Consider the following 24,564-nt stretch of genomic DNA (forward strand, 5'->3'; position numbering starts at 1 on the left):
TGCATCACCCCGTCACCACAACGCCGCCATCGACAGCCATGCACTGACCGGTCATCGCGCGGCTGGCCTCGGACGCCAGAAACAGCGTCGGCGCGATCATGTCCTCGGGCGTCAGGTGTTCCTTCAGGCACTGGCGGTCCAGATGTGCAGCCAGATCCTCGGGCGTGGCCCACATATCCAGTTGCTTCTGCGTCAGAACCCAGCCGGGGGCCAGCGCGTTGACGCGGATGTTCTTCGGCCCCAACTCGCGCGCCAGCGAGCGGGTCATGCCGGTGATCCCAGCATTTGACGTGGTATAGATCGGATAGCCTGCGTTCCCCATCATATAGCTGATCGAGCTGAAATTGATGATCGAGCCGCCGTCTTTCATCTGCCGCGCGGCCTCTTGGCAGGCAAAGAAATAGGCCTTGAGGTTGACCTCGATCATCCAGTCCCAGAACGCGGGTGTGGTGTCGTCCAGCGCGTGGCGCTTGTCATTTGCAGCGTTGTTGACCAGCACCTTGATCGGGCCATGCGCCTCGGCGGCTTTGGCCATGGTGGCATGCAGCAATTCGGTGTCGGTCATGTCGCCCTGCAGGAACAGCGGCGCACGCCCGTGTTTATCGCGCATCTGTTCGACAAAGGCGCTGGCATCCGAGCGGCCGATAAAGGCGACATTGGCACCCTGGGCCATGAACCCATCCGTGAGTGCGGCACCAACGCCCGAGCCACCGCCGGTGATATAGACAGACGCTCCATCGAGGTCGTGGAAGGTGGCGGGTTGATCCATCAGTGGCTCTCTCTGGTCACAAGGCGGGTGTCTTTGCCGACGAGGAAATCGAGGTCGGCCCCCTGATCGGCCTGCAGCACATGGTCGATATAAAGCTTTGCATAGCCGCGGGTGTAGTGCGGTGCATCCGGCTGCCACGTGGCGCGGCGGGTGGCAAGCTCGGCCTCGTCAACCAGCAGTTCCAGCTCGCCCTTGCTGGCCGAAACGCGGATACGGTCGCCGGTTCTTACCAGCGCCAGCGTGCCACCGGCCTGCGCCTCGGGGCTCACATGCAGGATCACGGTGCCGAAGGCGGTGCCCGACATGCGCGCGTCCGAGATGCGGATCATGTCGCGCACGCCTTCTTTCACCAGTTTGCCGGGGATCGGCATGTTCCCGACCTCGGGCATCCCGGGATAGCCCTTGGGGCCGCAGCCCTTGAGCACCAGAATGGTGTCGGCTGTGACGGGCAAATCATCCCGGTCGATATTGGCTTTGAGGTCTTCGATGCTTTCAAAGACAAAGGCCTCACCTTCGGTTTCCAGCAACTCATCCGTCGCCGCCGAGGGCTTCACGATGGCCCCGTTGGGCGCAAGGTTGCCGCGCAGCACGCGCAGGCCCGCAGCGGGTTTGACCGGATCGGCGAAGGGGCGGATGACGTCGGTGTTGTAGCATTCGGCCCCCTCGTAATGCGCCGAGATGTCCTTGTTCAGCACCGTTTTCGCAGGCCGCAGGAAGGGTTTGAGTTCGTTTAGAACGACCGGTACGCCACCGGCGTAGCAGAAGTCTTCCATCAGGTATGTGCCCGAGGGCATACAGTTGACGAGCAGCGGGATTTCGGACCCGATTTCAAAGTCTTTCAGGGTCAGATCAACGCCCACGCGACCTGCAAGCGCCAGTAGATGCACCACGGCGTTGGTCGAACCTCCCACGGCTGCGTTTGCCAGAATGGCGTTTTCGAACGCCTCTTTTGTCAGGATATCCGAGGGTTTGAGGTCTTCGTCCACCATCTCGACAATCCGCTTGCCGGTCAGATGCGCCAGCGCCATGCGCCGCGCGTCGACGGCGGGAAGGGCGGCGTTGGTGGGCAGGGACATGCCCATCGCCTCGACCAGCGAGGCCATCGTGGACGCCGTGCCCATCGTCATGCAGACACCGGCGCTGCGCGACATGCCGGATTCGGCGTTCATGAAGTCCTGCAGAGTCATCTCGCCCGCACGAACGTCCTCGGAGAATTTCCAGACATCTGTCCCAGAGCCGATATCTTTACCCTTGAACTTGCCGTTCAGCATCGGGCCGGAACTGACCACGATGGATGGCAAATCGACCGAGGCAGCACCCATCAACTGCCCCGGCGTGGTCTTATCGCAGCCACCCAACAGCACAACGCCGTCGATGCCATAGGCACGGATGGATTCCTCGACATCCATCGCCAGCAAGTTGCGGAACAGCATGGCGGTGGGTTTCATCTGGGTCTCGCCCAGCGACATGACCGGGAATTCAACCGGGAAACCTCCGGCCTCCCACACGCCGCGTTTGACGCCCTCGGCCAGATCGCGCAGGCCTGAATTGCACGGGGTCAGCTCTGACCATGTGTTGCAGATGCCGATGATGGGGCGGCCGTCAAAGGCATGGTCGGGAAAGCCCTGGTTCTTCATCCAGGATCGGTGAATGAACCCGTCCTTGTCGAGTTTTCCGTACCAGTGCTGTGAACGGCGTTTTGTCATGTCGGGCGATGCTTTTCGTGGCTGGGGTTGGATTTGAGTATTTGTGAAAAGATGAAGTTCAGGCGGCGCGCGCCGGGCGGCACCAGTCAGGCAGCCAGTCGGCATGGGCGGTCAGCAGGTCGGTCACAAGGCTGCGGATCTGGCGCAGGTCCAGTTCGGCGGCGGTATGCGGGTCCATCATCGCGGCGTGGTAGATGTGTTCGGGGTTTTCCTCGGTCAGGGCGCGGACGGTCAGTTCCTGCACGTTGATCTGCGTGCGCATCAGCGCAATCAGTTGCGGTGGGATGTCGGTGACGACCGAGGGTTGCACGCCGTTGGCATCGACCAGACACGGGGTTTCGACCGCGGCACCTAACGGCAGTTGCGGGATTTGGCCGGTGTTGGGCAGGTTGCCATAGGCCGTGTAGGGGGTATCGGTGACGATGGCATTCATCAGGTCAGCGGCAAATTCGTGGCTGCGGGTCACGTCGATACCGCGACCATCGGTCAGGGTATTGGCTTGCTCCTTCCAGCCCGCGACCTGTTCGACGCAGCGGGTTGGGTATTCATCGAGCGGGATCGAGAACTGCTGAATCAGGTCCGGCCGTCCGTCCTTGATGAACCACGGTACGTATTCGGCCAGATGCTCTGAGCTTTCGGTGCAGAAGTAACCGAGATGATCCATCACCTCGTACCGCACCTTGTTGGGACAGCGGGGCATCAGCAGCGGAGGTTTGGGCAGCGCGCCGCTGGCGTAACCCTGACGCAACGCGGGGTAGAGATCGCGGCCCTGATGTTCCAGCCTCAGGAAGAAGGCCACGTGATTGACGCCCGCGACTCTGTAGCGGAAGTCCTCTTTGGGCAGGTCGAGGTCATGGGCCAGTTCTTCCACCGTGTTCTGCACCGAATGGCAAAGGCCGACTTGTTTCAGCATCGGGAACCGTTCAGCCAGCGCCCACGTGTTGATCGCCATTGGGTTGACGTATTGCAACAGCGTGGCGTCGGGGCAAAGCTGCATCATGTCCTGCGCCACATCCCAAAGGACGGGAACGGTGCGCAGGCCGCGCATGATGCCGCCAACGCCCAGCGTGTCGGCGATGGTCTGGCGCAGACCGTATTGCTTGGGGATTTCGAAATCGGTCACCGTGCAGGGATCATACCCGCCGATCTGAAAGGCGGTGATGACGAAATCGGCCCCGTCAAGCGCCGCGCGACGGTCGGTATGGGTGGAGACCGAGGCCCCGGTGCCGACCGAGCGGATCATGGCGCGCGCCACGGTTTCGCTCTCAGTCAGGCGCTGTGGGTCGATATCCATCAGCGCAAAGTGACTGTCGGCCAGCGCCGGGGTCAGCAAGGCGTCGCCCACGATGTTCTGCATGAAGATCGTGGAGCCTGCGCCGATAAAGGTGATCTTGGTCATCGGACAAACCTTTGGTTTGGCGTTATTTTACGGCACCGAGGGTCAGGCCCGCGATAAAGTGTTTCTGCATCAGGAAGAACATGGCCACTGGCGGCAGGGCCGCGACGATGGAACCGGCGCTCATCAACTGATAGGCGGCGCGGAATTGCGCGTTGAAGCTGGTGATCCCGGCGGTGACGGGTTGGCTTTCGGCGCCTTGGGTCAGCACCACGGCCCAGAAATAGTCGTTCCAGATGAAGGTGAAGATCAGCACGCTGAGGGCGGCAATCGCGGGCTTCATCAGGGGCAGGACCACGTACCAGAAGATGCGAACCTCGCTGATGCCCTCGACCCGGGCGGCTTCGATCAGTTCAAACGGCAGGGCGCGGATGAAGTTGCGCATGAAGAGGGTGCAGAAGCCTGTCTGGAACGCGATGTGGAACAGGACGAGGCCGGTCTTGGTGTTGTAGAGCCCCAATTCCAACGTCAGGTCGCGCACAGGGACCATCAGGATCTGGAAGGGCACGAAGTTGCCCGCAACGAACATGAAAAAGATCCAGAGGTTCGATTTGAACTTGTAGATGCCAAGCGCAAAGCCGGTCATGCAGCTGAGGGCCACGGCTCCGATCACAGTCGGAACGGTGATCATGAACGAGTTCAGCAGATAGCGTGGCATGTCCGAGTTGAAGAACACCTGCCCGTAGTTGAAGGCCCCCTCAAAGCTGGAGGGCAGCCCCCAATAGTTGGCATTGGTGAAATCCGCCGCCGGTTTGACCGAGAACAGGGCAACCGCCAGCAGCGGACCGAGCCACAGCAACAGGGCAATGGGCAACATGGCCTGATAGGTGATCTGCGCCGCGCGGGGTTGTTTTTCGATGGGTTTGGGAAACATCTCAGTGCCCCTTTTCTTCGCGATACATCGACCACAGGAAATAGGCGATGAAGCACAGCATGATCAGGAACAGGATCACCGCGATCGCGGCTCCGTATCCCATGCGGAAGCCGTATTCGGAGAGCGCGACCTCGAACATATAATAGGCCAGCACGCGGGACGAGCCGAACGGGCCGCCTTGGGTCATGATCGAGATCAGGTCGAAGCTGCGCAACGCGCCGATGATAGTCACGACAAAGGCGATGAACGTGGCGGGGCGCAGTTGCGGCAGGATGATGTGCCACAGCATCCGCCATCCTTTCGCACCGTCCAGACGCCCGGCCTCGATCTGTTCGGGGTCCACGGCGTTCAGGCCGGTCAGATACAGGATCATACAATAGGCGGTCTGCGGCCAGAGCCCTGCGAAGATGATGCCGTAGGTGACGAAGCGTTCGTCGCCCAGCACGTTCAGCGGGCCGAGACCAAAAAAGCCCAAGAATTCGTTCAGCAACCCGAAAGTGGGGTCGTAAAACCAGGTAAACACAAGGCCGACGACGACTTGCGAAATCACAAACGGAAAGAAAAACAAAGACTTATAAAGCCGGATACCCCAGACGGTCTGGTTCAGGAACAACGCGATGAACAGCCCGGCGGGGATCGCAGCCAGATACAGGATCAGCCAGATCAGGTTGTTCTTGAGCGAGATGTAGAACGCATCCCGATCGACCCATTCCCAATAGAGGTCCTCATAATTGCGGAAGCCCACATATTCTGCCGCGCCCAACCCGTCCCATTCATAGAGCGACAGGTTGAAGGACTGGAATACCGGTATGATCACATAGACCATGAAGAACAGCAGGCCGGGGGCGAGAAACAGCCACGGTGCAATGCGCTGTTGATTTCTGTGGAACCAGCTTTCCTGTTCCGGGACGTCGACGGCAACGGTCATAGGGACACTCGGATTGGTGTGGTGGGGGTAAGGCGGGCTCGGGCCCGCCCTACGGTGTTGCGCTTAGGCCGGACGTCAGCCCAGCCTGTGCGGTTCAGTTGTCGTAGATGCGCCCGCGCGCCCGTTCCAGCTTGGCCAGAATCTTGTCGGCATTGTCAGGCTTGACCATGAACTCCTGGAAGCCTTCCATGGACACTTTGGCCATTTCCGCAGGCGCGTCACGATCCCAGAACTGAGCGACGCCGCCGGGGCTGTTCGACGACAGCATCTCAAAGCCCTGCAGCAGGAATTTGTCGTCATCAACAGACGATTTGGCATTCACCGGCAACTGGCCAAGGTTCGCGCCATTGTTGATTTCGCTCTGTACATCGGGCGAGACGACGAAACGCAGGAACTCGCGCGCGGCTTCCTTGTTCGAGGCATTCGCTGGGATGTGGAACGTATCGGTGGGCGCATCTTCGGCCAGTTCAACGTCAGGATTGATGGCGACGAACTGATAGAAATCCAACTGATCGTCGGTCAGGCCCGCTTCGCGCAGCGGTGCCACCGCGAAGTTGCCCATCAGATAGGCCGCCGCCTCACCGTTGACCATGAAAGGCAGGGCTTCCTGCCAGCTATAGGTCTGGTGGTTGTCGATGAACGCACCCATGTCGATCAGCTGCTTCCAGTTGGCGAAGGTCTGCTTGACCCGCTCGTCTTCCCAGCTCACTTCGCCATTGGCCAGTTGCTGGTGGAAGTCGAAGCCGTTGGTGCGCATGTTCAGGTAGTCGAACCAGCCGCCGGCAGTCCACAGGAACTTGGTGCCAATGGTATAGCAGGCGCGGCCTGAATCCACGATTTTCTGGCAGTTGGCCAGCTCTTCTTCCCAGGTGGTCGGCTCGGTCAGGCCCAGTTCGTCAAAGATATCTTTGCGATAGTAAACGCCCCACTGATAGTAGGTATAGGGCACGCCCCACTGTTTGCCGTCGATGGTCATCGCGCCTTTGGTCGAGGCCAGATTCTCGGCAATCGCCGGTTCGGCCCACAGGTCGGACACGTCTTCGAACAGACCGGCCTCGACATAGGGCTTCATCCGGTTGGCCGCATACCATGTTGCCACGTCCGGCGTGTCCGCTGTCAGGAAGTTGCGGATCTGAGTTTTATACGCTTCCCGATCGATGACGGTTGTCTCGATGGCAAGGTCCGGATGCTGTTGCTGGAACTGCTCGATCATCGCTTCCATCGTCGCGCGCGGCGCCGGGTTCGATGTATCAAGGAAAATTCTCAACTCGCCGGTCAATTCGGCAGCAACAGGCGCAGCAAGTGCGACACTGGCAGCCAGCGCCGCTGCAGTGCGCTTGAACATGGAATGCATGGTTTCCTCCCTTAAGCTTCCATTTATGGGTTCCAAATAATGAAACCGTGTTTTACATATTGAAAACTACACATCGAATCGGTTAGCGTTGTCAAGACCCTCGTGGCCCAGCCACAGGGTAAGTGGAGGAGACTAGGCACCCGTGGCAGGTGACGGAACAATAGGCAAAGCATGTGATGTGCTGGACCAGGTGGCGGCGTTCGAACGACCGGTTCGCTTTGCGGAATTGCTGGACTGCAGCAGCTTCCCCAAGGCGACGCTCTACCGGTTTCTGCAGTCCCTGACCAATCAGGGCATGCTGTCTTACGACGCAGATCGGCAAACCTACGCGCCCGGTATGCGCTTGGTGCGACTGGCGCATGCGGCGTGGACGCAAAGCTCTCTGGCACCGATCGCGCGACCGTTTCTGGATGCGCTCAGCCGCGAGACCGGCGAGACGGTTCATCTGGCGCAGCTCGATTCCAGTCAGGTCCTCTATGTGGACAAACGCAATGCCGCCCAACCGGTCGAGATGTATTCGCAGGCCGGCAAAGTCGGCCCGGCGTATTGCACGGGCGTGGGCAAGGCGATGATGGCCTATCTGGACGATGAGGCGCTGAACAAGGCGGTCCTGCAGCAGAGCTTCCATCGGTTCACTGACAAGACCCTGACCTCGGAACAGGCGCTGCGGGACGATCTCAGCCTTATTCGCCATAGGGGATATGCCGTCGATGATGAAGAACATGAGCCCGGAATTATCTGCATCGCCTGCCCGATCCTGACATCGGGCGGCAGGATGTTGGGTGGTATTTCGGTGACCGGATCCACCGAGCGCATAGGTCTGAAACAACTGGAAGCATGGATCCCCCTTGTTCGCCGCGTGGCCGAACAGATCGGGGCCGAGGCACAAACATGGCGGTTCCCCGAGTCCCGCCCGAACGCCAGAAACAACAGGATGCAAGCGACATGACAGGTGTAACACTGAATCAGGCGATCAAACGGTACGGCCAGACGCAGGTCATCCACGGTATCGACCTGCAGATCGAAGATGGCGAGTTCTGCGTCTTCGTTGGCCCCTCGGGATGTGGCAAATCCACGTTGCTGCGCATGATCGCCGGTCTGGAAGAAACCTCGGAGGGTGAGATTCGCATCGGCGCCCGCGACGTGACCCATATGGACCCCGCAAAGCGCGGCGTGGCGATGGTGTTCCAGACCTATGCCCTGTATCCGCACATGACGGTTGCCGAGAATATGGGCTTTGGCTTGCGCATGAACGGCGTGGCGAAGCCCGAGATCGAATCCAAGGTGCAGGAAGCGTCGAATATCCTGAAGCTGGACCAGTACCTCAAGCGCAAGCCCAAGGCCCTGTCCGGCGGCCAGCGCCAGCGCGTGGCCATTGGCCGGGCCATCGTGCGCGGCCCCGAGGTGTTCCTGTTCGACGAACCGCTGTCCAACCTCGACGCCGAACTGCGCGTCGAAATGCGGGTCGAGATCGCACGGCTGCACCAAGAGATCGGCGCGACCATGATCTACGTGACCCACGATCAGGTCGAGGCGATGACTATGGCCGACAAGATTGTCGTGCTGCGCGACGGTCGGATCGAGCAGGTCGGCGCGCCCATGGACCTGTACCGAGACCCCGACAACCGCTTTGTCGCGGGGTTCATCGGCTCACCTGCGATGAACTTTCTGGAATGTGACTACGCCAACGGCCATGTGACCCACCCGGCGCTCGGCCAGCCTCTGCCCATTTCAGCCACCGTCCCGCCCGGTCTGAGCAAAGTGACACTAGGTATGCGCCCCGAACACATCCAGATCGACCGCGCGGCCGACACCTGCACGGTGGATCTGACCGAGGCGCTCGGCGGTGTGTCTTATTCGTATCTGCTGACCCCCAATGGCGACAAACTGATCGTCGAAGAACGCGACGATCAGCGCAGTAAGAACGGCGAGCGGATCGGCATCTCGGTTCAGCCAGAACGTGCAATGGTGTTCGATCCCGAGACGGGGCAGCGGTTTAGGTAAGTCACTGTAACCTTTCTGCATCTCTGCGGAGCGATCGGGGCAGCAGCCTCTTGTGTGTTTGCGGACGGACACCACTTTAAGGTGTGTATTGCCGACACATAGGAGATTGAATGCACGTCCGTATTGCTGCCCTGATTATTGTAGCCGCAACAATTTTGCTGTCGTTCAACAGCCCATCCAAATCGGCTGTTGACTATGCCAGTCTGAGAGAAACCTGTCAGCGTGGCACCTCATCGCCTGCGGGGATCGTTGCCTGCACAACGCTACTTGAGCGCAGCGCGGAAAACCCGCCAATCAAGCAGAGTTACTTGGCTAAACGGGCAGAAGCCCTGCACCGGTATCGTATGTATGACTATGCTCTCGGCGATGCCAATCATGCGCTGAAACTGAACCCAGAGGATAGCCATACGCTTGTGTGGCGGGCGCTTTCTAAAAACGCGCTGGGTGACAAGGATGGTGCAAGCGCTGATCTGGACGCCGCGCTAGAAATCAGCCCGAACGACCCGTTTGTTCTATTTCGCCGCGCTAAACAGCAGATGACGTGGGAAAATGTGGATGCTGCTGTGAGAGGTTTTGAGCGTGTGCTGGAAGTTGACCCAAGCAATGCTAAAGCCGGAGAACATTATCTTGGCATATTACATGAAGAGCGGTCTGCCGAAGAATTCGAAGTTTTGTTGGCCTCGGCGGAACAACGTTGGTCAAATCAAGCTTGGCCTAATAGTGCACGCGTGGGCTTTGAAGTACGATACAATTTTAACCTTGAAAGAGCTCTCAAAGCGGCCAACACGCATGCCCAATTAGAACCCACCATTTACACTGAGTTCTTTATTCCGGCTCTGATTCACATGAAAATCGGTAGCGAAGCGAAGGGAATTGAATATGTCGAAGCCTACGCATCTGCGATGGTGAAACCGGACGTGACCAAACCCGGATTTCTCAAATCCGTTTATGAGAACACTCTGAGTTGGATCATTTACAGAGATAATGGTGAGTGGATATTTCTAAGCCACACTTATGCGGCATTGGGCAAGGCCGACCTCGCACATTCGGAATTTTGGAATTTCCTGGAAAAAAGCGGAGCGCATGGACGCGATCTTGTGATGGACGTCATTGAACGCGCTGGTGTTCAAGTCTCTGATAATGCGCGGGCAGGATCTAAGGAACACATGGATCAGGCAATTACCGCATTCATAAAGCACTTGGACGAAACAACTGGTTTTGCTGACCTTGGGCCACAAAAGTAGAAAACAAGTGCTTGTGAGTTGCAAATGTGATCACAAGGACTTTGATTGGCTGCCTTTGTCCCAGCCTTTTTTCGCAATCAACTCAGCTCCAACCAACCCGTGTCAAATTGCGCGCTCGGTTACGATTGATTTCAACTCAAACCTGATTTAAGGGAGGCCCTGACAAAACAGAGTCACCCAGGGGCGGTATCTTTAGCACGCCCCTCCCGCGCCGCGATGTTGTGGCCCTAACTCTTGGATCGTTCGCCCCTGAAAGGCTTAAAAAAGGTAAATGAATATGGCAGATAAATCGAACTTCGACGTATTGTATACCATTGTAGACGAAGCGCCCGAACTGGCCAGCGCCTCTTTCCTGCCCATCATTCGCAAGTTTGCCTCGGCAGCAGGGGTGAGCGTTGGGACCAAGGACATCTCGCTTGCGGGTCGCATCCTCGCGACCTTTCCTGAGAACCTGACCGACGCGCAGCGCATCACCGACGATCTGGCCGCTTTGGGCGAGTTGGTGAAGACACCGGATGCCAACGTGATCAAGCTGCCAAACATCTCGGCCTCGGTCCCGCAGCTGGTGGCAGCCATCGAGGAATTGCAGTCGCAGGGCTATGATATCCCGAACTACCCCGAAGAACCTTCGACCGATGAGGAAAAGGCGATCCGTGCGCGCTATGACGCGATCAAGGGCTCGGCGGTGAACCCGGTTCTGCGTGAAGGTAACAGTGACCGCCGCGCAGCGCGGGCGGTGAAGAACTATGCCCAGAAAAACCCGCATTCGATGGGCACCTGGGCGTCGGACAGCAAGACCAAAGTCTCTTCGATGTCGGGCAATGATTTCTATGCCAACGAGAAATCGGCCACCATCACCGCCGCGCAGGCCGGTGACGCGAAGATCGAATTCGTGGGCAAGGGCGGCGGCGTGACCGTCCTGAAGGACGGCTGGCCGCTGGACGAAGGCACCGTGGCTGATGCGACCTTCATGTCGGTCAAGGCGTTGTCGGCGTTTCTGGCCGAAGCTATCGAAGACACCAAGGCAGACGGCACCATGTTCTCGCTGCATATGAAAGCCACGATGATGAAGGTCAGCGACCCGATCATCTTTGGCTATGCGGTCAAGGCGTGGCTGGCCCCGGTGTTCGACAAGTTCGGCGCGGAATTGGACGCGCTGGGTGTGAATCCGAACTCGGGTCTGAGCGATCTGCTGGAACGGGTTCAGGGCAATGCCGATATCATGGCGGCCATTGATGCGCTGAAAGGCGACCGCCCGTCCATGTATATGGTCGACTCGGACCGCGGCATCACCAACTTGCACGTGCCCTCGGACGTGATCATCGACGCCTCGATGCCAGCGGTGATCCGCGCGGGCGGCAAGGGCTGGGATGAGGCCGGCGCCAAGGGTGACACCAACTGTGTGATCCCCGACCGCTGCTATGCGCCGGTCTATGATGAGGCCATCAAGTTCTTCAAAGCCAATGGCGCGCTGAACCCGGCCACCGCTGGAGCCGTGGCCAATGTCGGCCTGATGGCGCAAAAGGCCGAGGAATATGGCTCGCACCCGACCACGTTCCAAGCTCCGGCTGATGGCACCATCCGCATCGTTCTGGCCAATGGCGAGACGCTGCATTCCCACGAGGTTGAACAGGGCGATATCTGGCGGTCCTGCACCGTCAAGACGGCGCCCATCGAGAACTGGATTCAGCTGGCGATGGACCGTCAGCGCCTGACCGGCTCCGAGGCGATCTTCTGGCTGGACGCGAACCGTGCCCATGACGCCGAGCTGATCAAATACGTCAAACCGGCGCTTGAGGCGGCTGGCGTGGCTGACAAGTTCCTGATCATGGCCCCGCGCGAGGCGACGCACCAGTCGCTCGAGACCATCACGGCGGGCAAGGACTCGATTGCCATCACCGGCAACGTGCTGCGGGATTATCTGACCGACCTGTTCCCGATCCTGGAACTGGGCACCTCGGCCAAGATGCTGTCGATCGTCAAGCTGATGAATGGCGGCGGTCTGTTCGAGACGGGCGCGGGGGGTTCGGCCCCGAAACACGTTCAGCAACTGGTCGAGGAAAATCACCTGCGCTGGGACTCGATGGGTGAGTTTTGTGCGCTGGGTGAATCGCTGAACTTCCTGGCCGACAGCAAGGGCAACGCCAAGGCCGGTGTTCTGGGTGCCGCTGCCGAGGCCGCGACGCAGGGCATTCTGGACAACAACAAATCGCCCAGCCGCAAGGTGGGTCAGCCCGACAACCGCGACAGCCACTATTGGTTCGCGCGCTACTGGGCCGAGGCACTGGCCGCGCAGACAGATGACGCGGAACTGGCTGCCGAGTTCGCTCCGCTTGCGCAGGAACTGGCGACTAAGGAAGAGCAAATCCTGTCAGAACTGGCTGCCGCGCAGGGCGGGGCCGCTGATCTGGGCGGTTACTATCACACCGATCCGGTCAAGACCGCAGCCGTCATGCGCCCCAGCGCGACACTGAACGCGATCATCGACTAAATCCATCGGCCCGCGCCAATACGGCGCGGGCCAATTCGACTTCAAGAAAATCCCAGATATCCGCTGGCGGCTACAAATGGTCGGGCTGTGATTTGCCTGAACATAAAGCGTGTTACATCCAATCATTGCTCAGCTAAGCGGCCCAGAACAAACACATACTCGTCCGCCCAATTAAAAAACTGCAAAACTTACGGGATTCCCCCAATACCCGCCGCTGAATCGTCTTGGTAAATTGGAGCCAACCAGAGATAACTACCGGTGGCGCCTTGGGGCACTACCACTCACTCAGAAGAAATGGCCAGCATTTTGGGTGCTGGCCATTTACTTTTCCGGAAGTGTCAATGACCAGCCCCGGTCTGGAAAATCAGGTTTTGGTTTTCAGCTCCAGCGCCTGTGCCACGCCGGGATATTGCAGGTAGGACAGCCGCCTGGCCTCCCTGCGGCCTCGCGCCAGCGAATCCAGAATAAGCGCGCACACCACCGAGAGCATTGTCGCGACAAATCCGGATGCCGCCACGATGAGAGACGGAAAGCGCGCCACCAGACCCGTCTCAAAAAACTCGGTCAGGACCGAGATAAAGACCAGCAGCGACGGGGCAAAAACGAACAGCGCCAGAGACAGGAAAAACGACATCGGCTTTTCCTCTTTGATCAACAGGCTGATCATTTTGAGAATGCGCCAACCATCCCTAAAGGTCGAAAGTTTCGAATTCGAATCCGGCAGGCGCGAGACATAGTTTGTTTCGACTTCGCTGATCGGCATCCTCATTTGCATCGCGTGGACCGTCAGTTCGGTTTCGATCTCGAACCCGTTCGACGCGGCGGGAAAGCTTTTCACAAACCTTCGGCTGAACACCCGATAGCCGGACAACAGATCATCGATATTGTTGCTGAAGAACAGCTTCACCAGCCCAGAGAACAGCGCATTGCCGAATTTATGTCCCGGTCGATAGGCCTGTGTTTCCTTATTCACCCGCGCGCCGTTCACCATATCGAGGTTTTGCGAGACCAGCGTCTTGATCAGGTCCGGCGCGGCAGCGCTGTCATAGGTCGCGTCACCATCGGCCATGACATAAACATCCGCATCCACATCCGCGAACATCCGGCGCACAACATTACCTTTGCCCTGCAACGCCTCGGTACGGACAACCGCACCTGCAGCGCGCGCAGCTTGGATCGAGCCATCGGTCGAGTTGTTGTCAAACACATAGATCGTCGCTTCCGGCAGTGCGGCCTGAAATTGCGCTACAGTTTCACCGATGGCGATGGCCTCATTGTAGCAGGGCAGGATGACAGCGATATCAAGCGCCTGTAGCTCAGGCGTCACCAAGGCGTCGCTGATGAAATCTCCTGTGCTCTGGTTCATGAGCGTCCTGTGTCCTTCAGGTCATGCTACTTGCTGTGACGGTACCTTATTCACAGGCAATTGAGTACGCGGTTCGTCGAGATGGCGGTTAAAAACAAACATCTGTTGCCAAAAAAGGGCCGATCTTGCGACCGGCCCAAGTGTTGGTCTGTTCGACCGAGGGATCAGTTAGATGCCGCGTTCAGCTTTTCGTTCTGCTCGCGCAGCGTGTCCGAGATGATCGCGTACCATTCGCCGGATTCGCGCATTTCATTCAAACCCTTGTTCATCATCGCGATATACTCGCGCGCGAACGGGTTGGTGCGATGGGCCAGGAAGCTCATCGAAGACAGCGTCGAAACATACGGGTTCTCAACGATGTCGGACGAAGTCAGGCCCATGTCTTTCATGGTCGATGCGTACAGCTCAACCTCAAACGCCGCGACGTCCGCTGTGCCAGTCAAGACGGCGTCCAGGCATTCGCGGGCCGAGTTCGGCTGAACCACGGTTGTGTTCGTGCGGTTCAGGCCAACTTCTTCCAGAACAACCATGCTCCAGCCTGCCATGCGGCAGACGGTTGCGCCTTCAAAATCGGCGAATTCCGTTGCGCCTGCGTAATCGCTTTCCGGCAGGGTGAAGAAACCGCCGACGACGTCGTAAACCGGTACGGAGGCGACAAACTGAGTGCAACGGGCCTCTGTTTCCTTCGACCACTCATAGGTACGGTTGGTGCAATCCGGAACCGTCCAGGCGATCGAGATATCGAATGCGCCAAGTGGCAACAGCGTATCCAGGTGCGAGCTCCAGTCATCGACAAAGCTGACCGAATAGTCGCGGCTGTTGCCCGCCCGCTGCAGGCTGGTGGTGGCCAGACGGGTCATGATGCCGCCGCCACCGAGTGCCTCGGTCGTGAACGGCTCCCAACCGTTACCGGCGACCATTTTGATCGGCGGGGCGTAAACGTTCGAGCGTTTCACACTTGCCGCGCGCTGCTCTTCGGCAGCGATGATTTCCTGCGCGGACTGACCGTTGGGCAAGCTGCCGTCGGTACAGGGCAGGGCCAGAACAAGGCCGGGTTCCAACGCGTTCGGATTGGTGATCACGTTGCGGTTCGCGTTGAAAATCGGCTGATAGTTCGAGGTGCCGTAAGCCGCGATGGCGATTGTGGCCATCGTGTCGCCATCCGAGACGGTGTAGTTTGTACAGGCTTCCTGCGCGGCCGCGGCTCCGGCGCTCAGGGCAGTGACGGCGCTGGCCGACATCACGACTTTCTTAAGGTTGAATTCAAACATGTTCACGTCCTCCAGACTGTAGGTTTTCAGGCCGTTCGGGGCCTTAGCCATTTTCCATTTGATGACGAAGAGCGGTTGAGACGATGTCGCGCCACTCGCCGGATTGCTGCATGATTGCCAGACCCTGATTCAGCGTTTCAAGGATCGCCTCACCGTCGGGATTATCTTTGTGGGTCATGATGTTAAGCGGTTTGATAGCCGCCAAGTTGGGGTTTTCGATGATGCGGTGTTTGTAGCCCAGCCGCCCAATCGCCTCGACGGCCAGATGAGCTTCGACGGCGACGATGTCGGCGGTGCCTTCCATGACTGCATGAAAACAATCATCCGGGGACACGGGGCGCATCAGCGTGATGGCAGGCTCGTAAAGACCGACGGCATCCATATGCGAAAGCGACCACCCCTCGGGCCGGCAGATCGTCGTGCCGGCGAAATCGGCATAGGTCAGCGTTTCTTCGAAGCCCGAACCGTCACGGGCGAAAAACGTATCCACCACTTCGTAGAACGGGTTCGAGAAGTTATAGGTCTCACAGCGCGAGCGGTCTTTTTCGGACAACGCTGCCGCCTCGTCGCAATTTGGGCGCGACCATGGGAAGGTTCCGTCAAAAGCCAGGGTTGGCATCAACAGATCCAGATGCGACGACCAATCGTTCACGAACTGGATCTTGTAGGACTGCTCCGGGGCCGCGCGCAAAAGGGCCGTTTCGACCAGATGCGTGTAGAGCCCGCGATGCGGCAAGGCCTCATCCGTGAAAGGCGCATAGTTTCCGCCTGTGATGAGCAGAAGCTGGCGATCCCGAATCTCGGGGCGTTCTCCGGCGTCGGCGTCGCGGATCAGCGCGGCCCCTTCGGCGCGTGCCGCCTCGATTTCTTCTTTGGCCGCCGCTTTGGCCGCAATCACCGCATCCTCACTGGCTTTCTTGGCCTCGGCCTGCGCTTCCGCGACGCGGGTTTCGGCCTCGGCGATGGCCTTTGCGGCGCGCTCTTCCGCGGCCCGGACCAGCTCAGCCGCCATTTCAGAAGCCAGACGTTCAGCTTCGGTTTCGGGTTCGACCGGCGCGCGCCCGACTTCTTCAAGGCAGGGCAGGGTCAACACGTCACCGACGCGGATGATATTCGGGTTGGACCCGATCACATCGCGGTTGGCATCAAAAATGATGCGGAAATCTTCGGTCGCATAAACCTGGATCGTCAGTTCCCGCAGGCTGTCGCCGCGCTGAATCTCGTAGGTCGAACATGCCTCTTGTGCCGTAGCTGCGCCTGCTGCAGCGGCTAGGGCCAGGCTGGATATGATCAGTTGTGCTCTCATGGGTCCTGTTGCTTTACCTTCTTAGGGTCTTGTCAGTTTCACGACGGCGATGGACAGGTTGTCCTGATCCGGATCGTTCTTAGCCTGCACCGCCTGCAGCAATGCATCTGCAATCTCTTGCGCCAGTGCCTGTTTGTGGTCCTGAAGGACGGATTGAATCTCGATATCGCTGAGGTATTGCAGCCCGTCGCTGCCCAGAACGAGGATATCGGCGGGCGTCAGTGTCAGAGGGGCTTCGGGGCAATCCACCTTTGGAATGGCCCCGCCCATGACGACCGAGGTTAACTGGTTGCGGTCCGGGTGCGCTTGCGCCTCGGCCTCAGTCAATTCACCTTGCGCAACCTTGGCGTCGATCACCGGGGCCATCGAGTGATCTTCGTTGATCTGGGCCAGTTTACCGTCTCGGAACAGGTAAAGCGGGCTGTCTCCGATAGAAATCCAGTAGAGCCGCGACCCCAGCAAAAGGGTGCCCAACAGCGTGGACCCCATGTTGAACCCAGCACCCTTTGCCTCGTTATGATTGGCGATGGCGGCGTTGGCCTGCATTGCGGCCAGAGGCAACGCATCAATGGCCGAGAACTCGGTCAACTCATCGCCGTCCAGTTCTGCATCCAGCGCGTCGCGCCAGGTCGAGACGACAATATCCGAGGCGACCTCGCCCGCGTCATGACCGCCCATTCCGTCGGCCACCACAACGTAGCCCGCATTCACCGCGTCATACATATGCGCGGCAATCGCATCTTCCTGCGTGTCGCGCCGACCCTGATCGAGGATCAGCGCAATATCATATGCCGGGGTCGCCAGCATCTATCAGGAGTCCCGCCAGTCAAAGCCGTCGTCACAGAAGGCGGTAAACCGGATCGAAGTTTCGCTGATGCGGATCAGGTCTCCGCTGGTCAATGCGACGGTGCTGAGAACGGGCTTGCCGTTCAACCGCACAAGATTGGCCTTACCGCCGTGACCCAGATAACATTTGCGATCCTCAGGGTCATAGGCGATCACCGCATGGTTCGAGCGCGAAATTCCTGTGTCACCAAAATCAAGCTGGATCGCCTGATCGTCATTGCGCCCGATCTGCATCAACCCTTCGGTCAGGGTGATGCTCGAACCACGGCCCGGACCGCCGGTCACAACCAGCCAGCCCACCGGATAGGTTTCCTGCGCGGCTTCGGTCTTGGCAACCGGTTCCGCCGTTTCCATCAGGTCCTGAACATGGGTGTCCGCGCGCTCAAAGCCGAGGAAGGTGGTTTTCACACGCGACCGGCGATCCTCGACCGGGGCTGGCGCGGGTTGTTCCGGTTCGGGGGTCACGACGACCTCCGGCTCGGGGGTTACGAGAACTTCCGGTTCCGGGGTTACGAATACGTCCGGTTCGGGTTGCGGTTCCGGTGTCTCCGACTGAACCTCTGCGGTCGCTTCGACCGTCTCTTCGGGTTCAGCAATCACGACATCTTCCGGCTCGACCTGTACGTCGACCTCGGGCGTTTGAAGCAAGGTCACAACCGGCTCGGATTCACCTTCCGGTTCCTCTGCAAGGATCAACACCTCAGCTTCGGCCTCATCGGTTTCCACCGGATCTTCGGCAAAGAGCGATTCCTCAACCGGTTCTTCCTCTGCGCTGACCTCGGTTTCGTCTTCCGCGAAGTCGGGCATTTTGTCTTCCGGCATCAACTCGTCCGTTTCCTCATAGGACTCGGACGTCATGTTCCCACCCGCCAGCGCCTCGCGCAGGGCGTTGAAATCGGCGATGGGCTCCTGCTTTTCTTCCGCAACGGCGGGGGTTTCTTCTGCCGTATCTTCTTCTTTGGCTTTGCCGGCACCTTCTAGAAGCCGGCTCAGAGGGCTTTTGTATTTGAACATGGTGTCGACACCTTTTTAACTGACGGCACGAAAACCTGTGCCTGGGGCTGCTACAAACCGCCGCACTCTTTGCAGTGGCACTTACGAAACTGAAAAAAAAGATAACTTTTACGACTGCGACGGTCCGGCTCCCGTCAGGATGTTGTAATCCTCAGCAAACACGCGCTGGCAGATTGTTGTGAACCGGTCTGATTACTCCTGCGCCAATTGCATGACCGCATCTGTTTCGGTCCCGTTCCGCAGGACGGTTAGACGCGCTTCGGGGTGGTTTTCGGCAACAAGACCGGACAGTAAGGCATCCAGACTTTCCGGCCCGTCAAACGCGGTTCCGGTCTGGGCTTCGCTGAGCAGGACATCGCCAGGCTGCAGAGTGCCAACAGCTTCTGATGGAACATCGGTGACAATGGTTGTCCATCCCATTTCGCCGGTACCCCGGATGGTGAAGGCATACCCCGTCTCAAGCCCAACCGACCGGATTGCGGGCAGGGCGAGCAACCCGTTCTGCGCGCGCGTTGCGCCCAGTCGGCGATAGCGGGCGGTCACGCGGGTATAGCCGTCCGGGTCAACCATGAGGTTTTCCAGAACCTGCGCCGCCAGCGACGCATCGGCCCGAACCGGCTCACCGTTCAGAGTAAAGATCGCGACACCGCGCTGCACCCAGTCGCCAATGACGGCCATATCGGTTCCGGCTTCAAGGCCGGTCACCGCGATAATGTTCCCGGTTGAGGCGCGACGGAGAGATGTTGCAAACGGAATTTCCACGTCCCAATGGGCAAAGGCGACCTGATTTTCCAGCAGGTCAACTGGGGTCGCAGGGGCAGCGGGCACTTCGGGCTCCGCTGCGGCCTCTGCGGGTTCGGCGACCACCGGTTCTGCGGGGGCCACTTCTGTGGTGGCCGGTTCCGCAGGTTCGGCCTGAGCCTGCTCGACAGGTTTCGCCGGAGAAATTTCTGTATCTTGTGCGGGCGCTTCAGGCTCCACCGCCAATGTTTCTTCAGGGGTCGGAGAGGGCGTTTGAACAGCAACGGCCTCAGTCTCGGCACCCAAGTTGAACTGACCGTTTTCCATCAGGAAGTAGCCGCCACCCGCAAGGGCGGCCAGAACAATCACCGCCGCGACGATTGCCTTACCGCTGCCGCCCGATCCGCTTTGCACCACGGTGTCAACAGCGACCGGGGCTTCTTCTTTCGGAGCAATCTTCGCCAGACCTTCGTCTTTCTTGTCCGCGTCGCCTCGAACAAGGTCGGAATTGCCAGCCAGCAGGGCCGTGACCACAGCTTCGGCGTTTTCGCTTTCAGCCTTGATCCGGGCCTTTTCCGCCTCTTTGTCTTCGCGGTCCATGCCCACAATGACGGAAACCGGGCGGTAGGCGAAAGTGTCGAACATCACGCCGGGGCCGCGGAACATGCGCAGCCAGTCGAGCGCCGATTGCAGACGGTCGGTGGCATGCACCTCCATCGCTTTGTCAATCGCTTCCAGGAAGCCGTCAGGATACCCTTCAAAGCGTCCCGCTAGAGGCGAATAGGGATCATCTTGACTGTTATTGAATGCATTCAGGCGGGTCTGGCCGTCAATCGGGCGCTCGCCGCTGATGGCGTGATACAGCGTGGCCGCCAGAACATAGAGGTCACTGCTTGGCCCTTGCTCGGACCCGCGCACGTAGAATTCGTGGGGCGAGTATCCATCCTTGATAACACGCAAGGTCAGCAAAGCCGCCGACTTGTTGGCAGCCTGTTCGCGCGCCGCGCCAAAGTCGATCAAAACCGGATCACCGTTTTCGTCGATCAGGATGTTGTCCGGCGAGATGTCCCGGTGCAGCATCCCGCTTTGGTGGATGAAAGAGACCGCCGACAGCATCTTTTCCGTGACCTGCACGATAAAATCCGGTCCGCCATCGTTGTCGGGGTTTTCGACAAAATCCAGCAGGTCACACCCCCGGATCAGATCCATCGCGATATAGGCGGTGTCGTTGTCCTCGAATACCTGGTGGACGTCGACGATGTTGGGATGCACCAACCGCGCGTGGTTGCGGGCTTCCTGAATGAACAGGTCAATGATCGAACGCAGATCGTCCTTGTAGGCGGGATCGTTGGGTTCGACAAAATCCCCATTGCGGCGGCACAAAGCACTTGGGAAGCATTCCTTGATAACGACATCGCGCTCAAGACTGTCGCGCGCCAGATAGGTGATCCCGAAGCCGCCATTGCTGAGATACCGCAGGATTTCGTACTGCCCGCGCAGAAGCTTCGCCCCCGGCTGCAGTCCTTCAATTTTTGGTTCGTCGTGCGTTGCGCCGACAGCCTGGTTGTGGCTCATTTCTTTTCGCCCGTTCTAATCGTTTTGCGGTTTCTTAACTGGGCAAACGACCCGCAAACTCACAACCAAATACAACCGCAGGACACTTGAGAACGGTTAGACGGTTCAAATTTGACTTTATTGGGGCCGCCTCATGGCTTCACTAAGGATCGAATTTGCAGGATTCCCATATTTAGTGATCTGGGTGGCTTTAGAACAATATATAGATTATTCGGGTGCAAAAAATGTGGACTGACACCTCGATTCAAGGTGCTTGGTCTCTGATTGCGAAACAATAGAGGGGCGATTCCACAGCGCTTCGAATCGCCGCAGTGCAGCTCAATTGCAGCGGGAAACGGTCATGTTCCGGTTTTGGTCTGCAGGGTTGCCAAAGTGCTGCCAGCCCATGCCAGATTGTCGCTGAGTTGCGCCAGAATGCTGATCGCATCCTGCAAAGGCGCATCGCCGCTTTCAAACTGCAGCAGCAGCAGAAGGTCAGTTGCCTTTTCGAACTCGGCTGGAATCCAGTCCGCGTCGGGGTCGATCTCGCCGCCCTGTTCCAGACGTTCGGCAAAATCCTCGACAATTTCCTGACAGCTTTGCAGGAAAGCCGCCGGTTCAATGTTCGAGGATTCGCGAAGATCATCATAGATGCTGGCAATCGCAGCCAGCCAGTCTTCCAGAATCGGGTTGCTCAACGGCGGCAGCGCCGATTCAAGCGCCGACTGTACCGATGGGCTGTCGGTAAGCTCGGGTTCCGGTTCGGCTTCACCCAGTGTTTCGAGATAGGGCAGGAAGTCCTGCTGCAAATCCCTGCGCGCCGCGTCCAGATCGTTCTGACGGCGGGTCGAGGCCACTTCCAACACCTGCTCGGCCAGAGTCTGGCCGCCGCAGGTTTCCCACAACTCAAAATCGGGCTCGGGCTCCTGCGCCATGGCCCGGACAGCGACCGGCGTGCCGATGGGGACCACCGCGCGGAACATGTCGCCCTTTTCCTTGTTCAGACGCGCCACAACCCGGTCCAGCGCGTCGCGCACAGGCGGCAGGTCGGCATGAGTCACGGCCAGCAGGCTGTTGTCGCGCAATTCCTGCGGAACCTGCGTCCACAGATGCCGCTCAGTCTCGCGCCAGGCGTTGGTGCCGTTGGTGCACCAGATGGCGCAATCGACATATTCCAGCAACTCCAGCGTCGACTTGTAGCTTTCATCCAGTGCGCCCGATCCCGGCAGATCGAACAGAGAGAGTTCGCGCAGGGCAGGGGTGTTCAACCCGACCGAAATGAAATCAGGACTGTCAGCAGCAGCCTTTTCCAAAGCGATGCCGGAATAGGTTTTGGGTTCCTTGCCCCACCAACCAACCGTCGTTTCCGGTGAGTCGGCATAGGCGACAATCACCAGCGGCAGTTTCAGGTGCTGCGGCCCTGTAGGCAGAATGTCAGCCCCGGCCAGCATATTGGCGAGGCTCGATTTGCCCGCGCCAAATTCCCCGGCGAAACCGATATTGACCGCGTTAGACAGCCGCTCGGCATGGGCCAGCGCGCGGGCGCGCATGTCGTCCAGCTCCGCATCCGAGGGTAGGGTTTCAGTCGCAGTCAGAAAGCGCTCAAGCTGACGCACTGCCTGTTCGGTTCCGGGAAATTCGATCATTCCGCCGCCTCTGCCTGTCGTTCAATCACCGCGTCCGTGCCGAAAACTGTCCCCAGTTCATCCGAGATGCGGCGCGCCCGGTCGAAGGCACCCTGTGCCTCGGCCTTGGCATTGGTTTCTCCGGTTCCGGCCCTGTGTTCAAGATGCCCGGCCAACAACGCCAGGTAGTGATCCAGAACCGTATTCAACCGTTCTAACAGATTTTCGCGCGCGGTATCTATCAAATCGTCGCCGATCAGCTCGAATTCCTGCACGATCATCCGTTCGGCGCGCGAGACCACGCTGTTGCGCGAAATCAGACGCGACAGCCAGTTCACGCGCAGTTCGACCGTGATGCCGCGGGTTAGCGCAGTAGTGTCGGGACGGAACCAGCGTACCGCGCTGGTGTTCATGCGGTTGTCCATCGGCTCCTGCCAGCCGGGCAGGGCGCGCAGGGCGGCGTTGCTTTGCATGTCGATGGCGTAAAGCTCGCTGAGCATTCGCTGGCGCACAACCTGCGTGGCTCCTTGCGTCAGTTCCCGCATGCGATCGCGCAAGGGCGTGAAGTTCAGTTCGGTCTCACCCCCCCTGGCCAGCAGCGGAGATTGCCCATTCGGCCCCCGCACCACGGCCGAGACCGCCTCGGACACCGTGTCATCCATGACGCCGCGAAGGTTGGACAGTATATCGTCCATATCCTGCGTCATCTCTTGCGTCTTACCTGCGATCAGCGTCCGCAGGTCGGTCAGGGTCTTGTCGTTTTCGTCCGAGCTGGCCGCGTTCGCCGCGCTTTCATCTTCCAAAGCGCGCAGGTGGACCTGAGACCGCTCCAACTCACCCTGTGCAAAACTATTCAGGTGCTGCCATGCCATCCGCATCTGTTCATTGCGGGGGCCATCGGTCAGCGCCTTCGTCACGTGGCGGCGCAGATCCGGCAGGCCCGAGGCGATCATTGCTGCGAACCGCAGAACCGCCTCGCGGCTAATCGGGCCGGGGCCTTGCTTGATCTCTTCTACACCGTCCAAATACTGCTTCATCTGTTCGGGATGAGCTCGCAGCCAGGCCAGAACCTGATCATGGTTAACGCCGGTTTCATCGCCGGTCAGCGCATAATGTGCCCATTGCGCGCTGCCCATCAGCACGTCGATATCCGAATTGCCAAGAGCCTTTTCCAGCCCGTCGACCACATCGGCACGCACTTTCCCGGCATCCTCGGGACCGCCGCCCAACTCATCCACGCGGTTGATAAAGACAACAATCTGCCCCAGTTCCAGCGCCTGCATTAAGCGGAACAGTTTCAGGTCGGCCCGCGACAGGGCCTGGTGGGCTGACAGAACCACAACGAAAAAGTCCGATTCCTTGAGGTATTGGCGCGAGATCTCCTCGCGGATCAGCAGCGGGTCGTTGACGCCGGGCGTGTCCGTGACCGTCAGGGGAAACGGGAAATGACCGATGTCGAAATAGACCTCGGCCTTGCGGGTGATGTCGCTGTACAGGCCCCGGTCGCTGCCGGGGTCGGGGCTTTCGCCTTCGGTGGGATCATCCCCGGCGCAGACATAGCGTGCCAGATCGTCGGTGTTCAGGGTGTCCAGATCGTGGTGCTGGCCCAGCAGGTGCTTGTAGCTTTCGCCCAGACGCAGCTTGGCGCGGGTCTTCATTGCCTCGACCTGCTCTTCGATCATCTCGCGCTTATAGCTGTCCTCGTCGTCGGGGAACATGTTGCGCAGTTCTTCCCCCTCGGCGATCAGGGACTGCCACTGGTGGTTGTCGAAGAAATGAAACTCGGCCCCTTGGGTGCGCCCCGAGGGGTGGCCGAAATGCATATCGGTGATCACCGTGGTCCAGGGGTTCACATCCGAGGGAAGGTATTCAGCCTGTCCCGTAAATCCGTTGATCAAGCGGGATTTCCCGGCCTTGATCTGCCCGACAAAGGCAATCGATGGCTTCAGGTTCGAAAGATCGCCAATGATACGCGAAATGAACTGACGGGTTTCGTCATTGCTCGTTTCATGCATTTCTTCAGCGATGCGAATAAGTTCGCGACGATTTGACTCACTCATAACACGTACCTTGTC

The 24,564-nt window shown here is 59.0% G+C and carries 18 protein-coding genes; 4 read left to right on the forward strand and 14 right to left on the reverse strand.

Annotated elements, in window-relative coordinates; all coding sequences use genetic code 11:
* Positions 1-4 precede the first annotated feature (4 nt).
* From ACR0NJ_RS05765 to ACR0NJ_RS05790, 6 genes are all read right to left on the reverse strand, one after another.
* The gene (locus ACR0NJ_RS05765; protein ID WP_480816169.1) at positions 5-769 is read right to left on the reverse strand and encodes an SDR family NAD(P)-dependent oxidoreductase; all 765 of its coding nucleotides are present in this window, start codon (positions 767-769) and stop codon (positions 5-7) included.
* Positions 769-2,475, reverse strand: coding sequence for an IlvD/Edd family dehydratase (locus tag ACR0NJ_RS05770; RefSeq protein ID WP_480816170.1), 1,707 nt, complete (start codon positions 2,473-2,475; stop codon positions 769-771). Before ACR0NJ_RS05770 ends, ACR0NJ_RS05765 begins: the two co-directional genes overlap by 1 nt.
* A gap of 58 nt (positions 2,476-2,533) precedes the next feature.
* Positions 2,534-3,874 (reverse strand): alpha-galactosidase, encoded by a 1,341-nt coding sequence (gene melA / locus ACR0NJ_RS05775; protein ID WP_480816171.1) that lies wholly within the window; start codon positions 3,872-3,874, stop codon positions 2,534-2,536.
* Positions 3,875-3,896: 22 nt separating this feature from the next.
* Positions 3,897-4,745, reverse strand: a complete 849-nt coding sequence (locus tag ACR0NJ_RS05780; RefSeq protein WP_480733432.1) for a carbohydrate ABC transporter permease — start codon at positions 4,743-4,745, stop codon at positions 3,897-3,899.
* 1 nt (position 4,746) lies between these two features.
* Positions 4,747-5,673, reverse strand: a complete 927-nt coding sequence (locus ACR0NJ_RS05785; protein ID WP_480816172.1) for a carbohydrate ABC transporter permease — start codon at positions 5,671-5,673, stop codon at positions 4,747-4,749.
* Between the two features lie 94 nt (positions 5,674-5,767).
* On the reverse strand, positions 5,768-7,027 hold the full coding sequence (locus ACR0NJ_RS05790; protein WP_480816173.1) for an ABC transporter substrate-binding protein: 1,260 nt from the start codon (positions 7,025-7,027) through the stop codon (positions 5,768-5,770).
* Between the two features lie 142 nt (positions 7,028-7,169).
* On the opposite strand from ACR0NJ_RS05790, the gene ACR0NJ_RS05795 reads away from it, so the two are divergent.
* The 4 genes from ACR0NJ_RS05795 to ACR0NJ_RS05810 all read left to right on the forward strand — a co-directional run bounded on the left by ACR0NJ_RS05795 (position 7,170) and on the right by ACR0NJ_RS05810 (position 12,766).
* A complete protein-coding gene (locus ACR0NJ_RS05795; RefSeq protein ID WP_480816174.1) occupies positions 7,170-7,976 on the forward strand; it encodes an IclR family transcriptional regulator in 807 nt (268 codons plus the stop codon).
* Positions 7,973-9,031 carry an ABC transporter ATP-binding protein gene (locus ACR0NJ_RS05800; RefSeq protein ID WP_480816175.1) on the forward strand — a complete coding sequence of 353 codons (1,059 nt, stop codon included), beginning with the start codon at positions 7,973-7,975 and terminating at the stop codon, positions 9,029-9,031. Before ACR0NJ_RS05795 ends, ACR0NJ_RS05800 begins: the two co-directional genes overlap by 4 nt.
* A 110-nt stretch (positions 9,032-9,141) precedes the next feature.
* The gene (locus ACR0NJ_RS05805) at positions 9,142-10,275 is read left to right on the forward strand and encodes a tetratricopeptide repeat protein (RefSeq protein ID WP_480816176.1); all 1,134 of its coding nucleotides are present in this window, start codon (positions 9,142-9,144) and stop codon (positions 10,273-10,275) included.
* A gap of 277 nt (positions 10,276-10,552) precedes the next feature.
* On the forward strand, positions 10,553-12,766 hold the full coding sequence (locus tag ACR0NJ_RS05810; RefSeq protein ID WP_480816177.1) for an NADP-dependent isocitrate dehydrogenase: 2,214 nt from the start codon (positions 10,553-10,555) through the stop codon (positions 12,764-12,766).
* Between the two features lie 364 nt (positions 12,767-13,130).
* Here ACR0NJ_RS05810 and ACR0NJ_RS05815 read toward each other — a convergent pair whose 3' ends face one another.
* The 8 genes from ACR0NJ_RS05815 to ACR0NJ_RS05850 form a co-directional block, all read right to left on the reverse strand.
* Positions 13,131-14,132 (reverse strand): glycosyltransferase family 2 protein, encoded by a 1,002-nt coding sequence (locus ACR0NJ_RS05815; RefSeq protein ID WP_480816178.1) that lies wholly within the window; start codon positions 14,130-14,132, stop codon positions 13,131-13,133.
* Between the two features lie 164 nt (positions 14,133-14,296).
* The gene (locus tag ACR0NJ_RS05820; protein ID WP_480816179.1) at positions 14,297-15,403 is read right to left on the reverse strand and encodes a peptidoglycan-binding protein LysM; all 1,107 of its coding nucleotides are present in this window, start codon (positions 15,401-15,403) and stop codon (positions 14,297-14,299) included.
* A 43-nt stretch (positions 15,404-15,446) separates the two neighbouring features.
* Positions 15,447-16,709: a type 2 periplasmic-binding domain-containing protein gene (locus ACR0NJ_RS05825; protein ID WP_480816180.1), complete on the reverse strand. Its 1,263-nt coding sequence runs from the start codon at positions 16,707-16,709 to the stop codon at positions 15,447-15,449.
* Positions 16,710-16,730: 21 nt separating this feature from the next.
* Positions 16,731-17,516, reverse strand: coding sequence for a PP2C family protein-serine/threonine phosphatase (locus tag ACR0NJ_RS05830; RefSeq protein WP_480816181.1), 786 nt, complete (start codon positions 17,514-17,516; stop codon positions 16,731-16,733).
* Positions 17,517-17,519: 3 nt separating this feature from the next.
* Entirely contained in the window at positions 17,520-18,569 is a 1,050-nt protein-coding gene (locus tag ACR0NJ_RS05835; RefSeq protein WP_480816182.1) for an FHA domain-containing protein, read from the reverse strand.
* A 192-nt stretch (positions 18,570-18,761) separates the two neighbouring features.
* Positions 18,762-20,885 (reverse strand): serine/threonine-protein kinase, encoded by a 2,124-nt coding sequence (locus ACR0NJ_RS05840; RefSeq protein ID WP_480816183.1) that lies wholly within the window; start codon positions 20,883-20,885, stop codon positions 18,762-18,764.
* Between the two features lie 338 nt (positions 20,886-21,223).
* Complete coding sequence (locus ACR0NJ_RS05845) at positions 21,224-22,510, reverse strand: dynamin family protein (RefSeq protein ID WP_480816184.1); 1,287 nt, start codon at positions 22,508-22,510, stop codon at positions 21,224-21,226.
* Positions 22,507-24,549 carry a dynamin family protein gene (locus ACR0NJ_RS05850; RefSeq protein ID WP_480816185.1) on the reverse strand — a complete coding sequence of 681 codons (2,043 nt, stop codon included), beginning with the start codon at positions 24,547-24,549 and terminating at the stop codon, positions 22,507-22,509. The genes ACR0NJ_RS05845 and ACR0NJ_RS05850 overlap by 4 nt, the downstream gene beginning before the upstream one ends.
* Positions 24,550-24,564 lie beyond the last annotated feature (15 nt).

This window comes from Ruegeria sp. F11, assembly GCF_056533855.1.

Bases quoted from the DNA above. Each gene is read 5' to 3' on its own strand.
- ACR0NJ_RS05765 (WP_480816169.1), bottom strand. From the start codon at position 769: ATGGATCAACCCGCCACCTTCCACGACCTCGATGGAGCGTCTGTCTAT.
- ACR0NJ_RS05770 (WP_480816170.1), bottom strand. From the start codon at position 2,475: ATGACAAAACGCCGTTCACAGCACTGGTACGGAAAACTCGACAAGGAC.
- melA (WP_480816171.1), bottom strand. From the start codon at position 3,874: ATGACCAAGATCACCTTTATCGGCGCAGGCTCCACGATCTTCATGCAG.
- ACR0NJ_RS05780 (WP_480733432.1), bottom strand. From the start codon at position 4,745: ATGTTTCCCAAACCCATCGAAAAACAACCCCGCGCGGCGCAGATCACC.
- ACR0NJ_RS05785 (WP_480816172.1), bottom strand. From the start codon at position 5,673: ATGACCGTTGCCGTCGACGTCCCGGAACAGGAAAGCTGGTTCCACAGA.
- ACR0NJ_RS05790 (WP_480816173.1), bottom strand. From the start codon at position 7,027: ATGCATTCCATGTTCAAGCGCACTGCAGCGGCGCTGGCTGCCAGTGTC.
- ACR0NJ_RS05800 (WP_480816175.1), top strand. From the start codon at position 7,973: ATGACAGGTGTAACACTGAATCAGGCGATCAAACGGTACGGCCAGACG.
- ACR0NJ_RS05805 (WP_480816176.1), top strand. From the start codon at position 9,142: ATGCACGTCCGTATTGCTGCCCTGATTATTGTAGCCGCAACAATTTTG.
- ACR0NJ_RS05810 (WP_480816177.1), top strand. From the start codon at position 10,553: ATGGCAGATAAATCGAACTTCGACGTATTGTATACCATTGTAGACGAA.
- ACR0NJ_RS05815 (WP_480816178.1), bottom strand. From the start codon at position 14,132: ATGAACCAGAGCACAGGAGATTTCATCAGCGACGCCTTGGTGACGCCT.
- ACR0NJ_RS05820 (WP_480816179.1), bottom strand. From the start codon at position 15,403: ATGTTTGAATTCAACCTTAAGAAAGTCGTGATGTCGGCCAGCGCCGTC.
- ACR0NJ_RS05825 (WP_480816180.1), bottom strand. From the start codon at position 16,709: ATGAGAGCACAACTGATCATATCCAGCCTGGCCCTAGCCGCTGCAGCA.
- ACR0NJ_RS05830 (WP_480816181.1), bottom strand. From the start codon at position 17,516: ATGCTGGCGACCCCGGCATATGATATTGCGCTGATCCTCGATCAGGGT.
- ACR0NJ_RS05835 (WP_480816182.1), bottom strand. From the start codon at position 18,569: ATGTTCAAATACAAAAGCCCTCTGAGCCGGCTTCTAGAAGGTGCCGGC.
- ACR0NJ_RS05840 (WP_480816183.1), bottom strand. From the start codon at position 20,885: ATGAGCCACAACCAGGCTGTCGGCGCAACGCACGACGAACCAAAAATT.
- ACR0NJ_RS05845 (WP_480816184.1), bottom strand. From the start codon at position 22,510: ATGATCGAATTTCCCGGAACCGAACAGGCAGTGCGTCAGCTTGAGCGC.
- ACR0NJ_RS05850 (WP_480816185.1), bottom strand. From the start codon at position 24,549: ATGAGTGAGTCAAATCGTCGCGAACTTATTCGCATCGCTGAAGAAATG.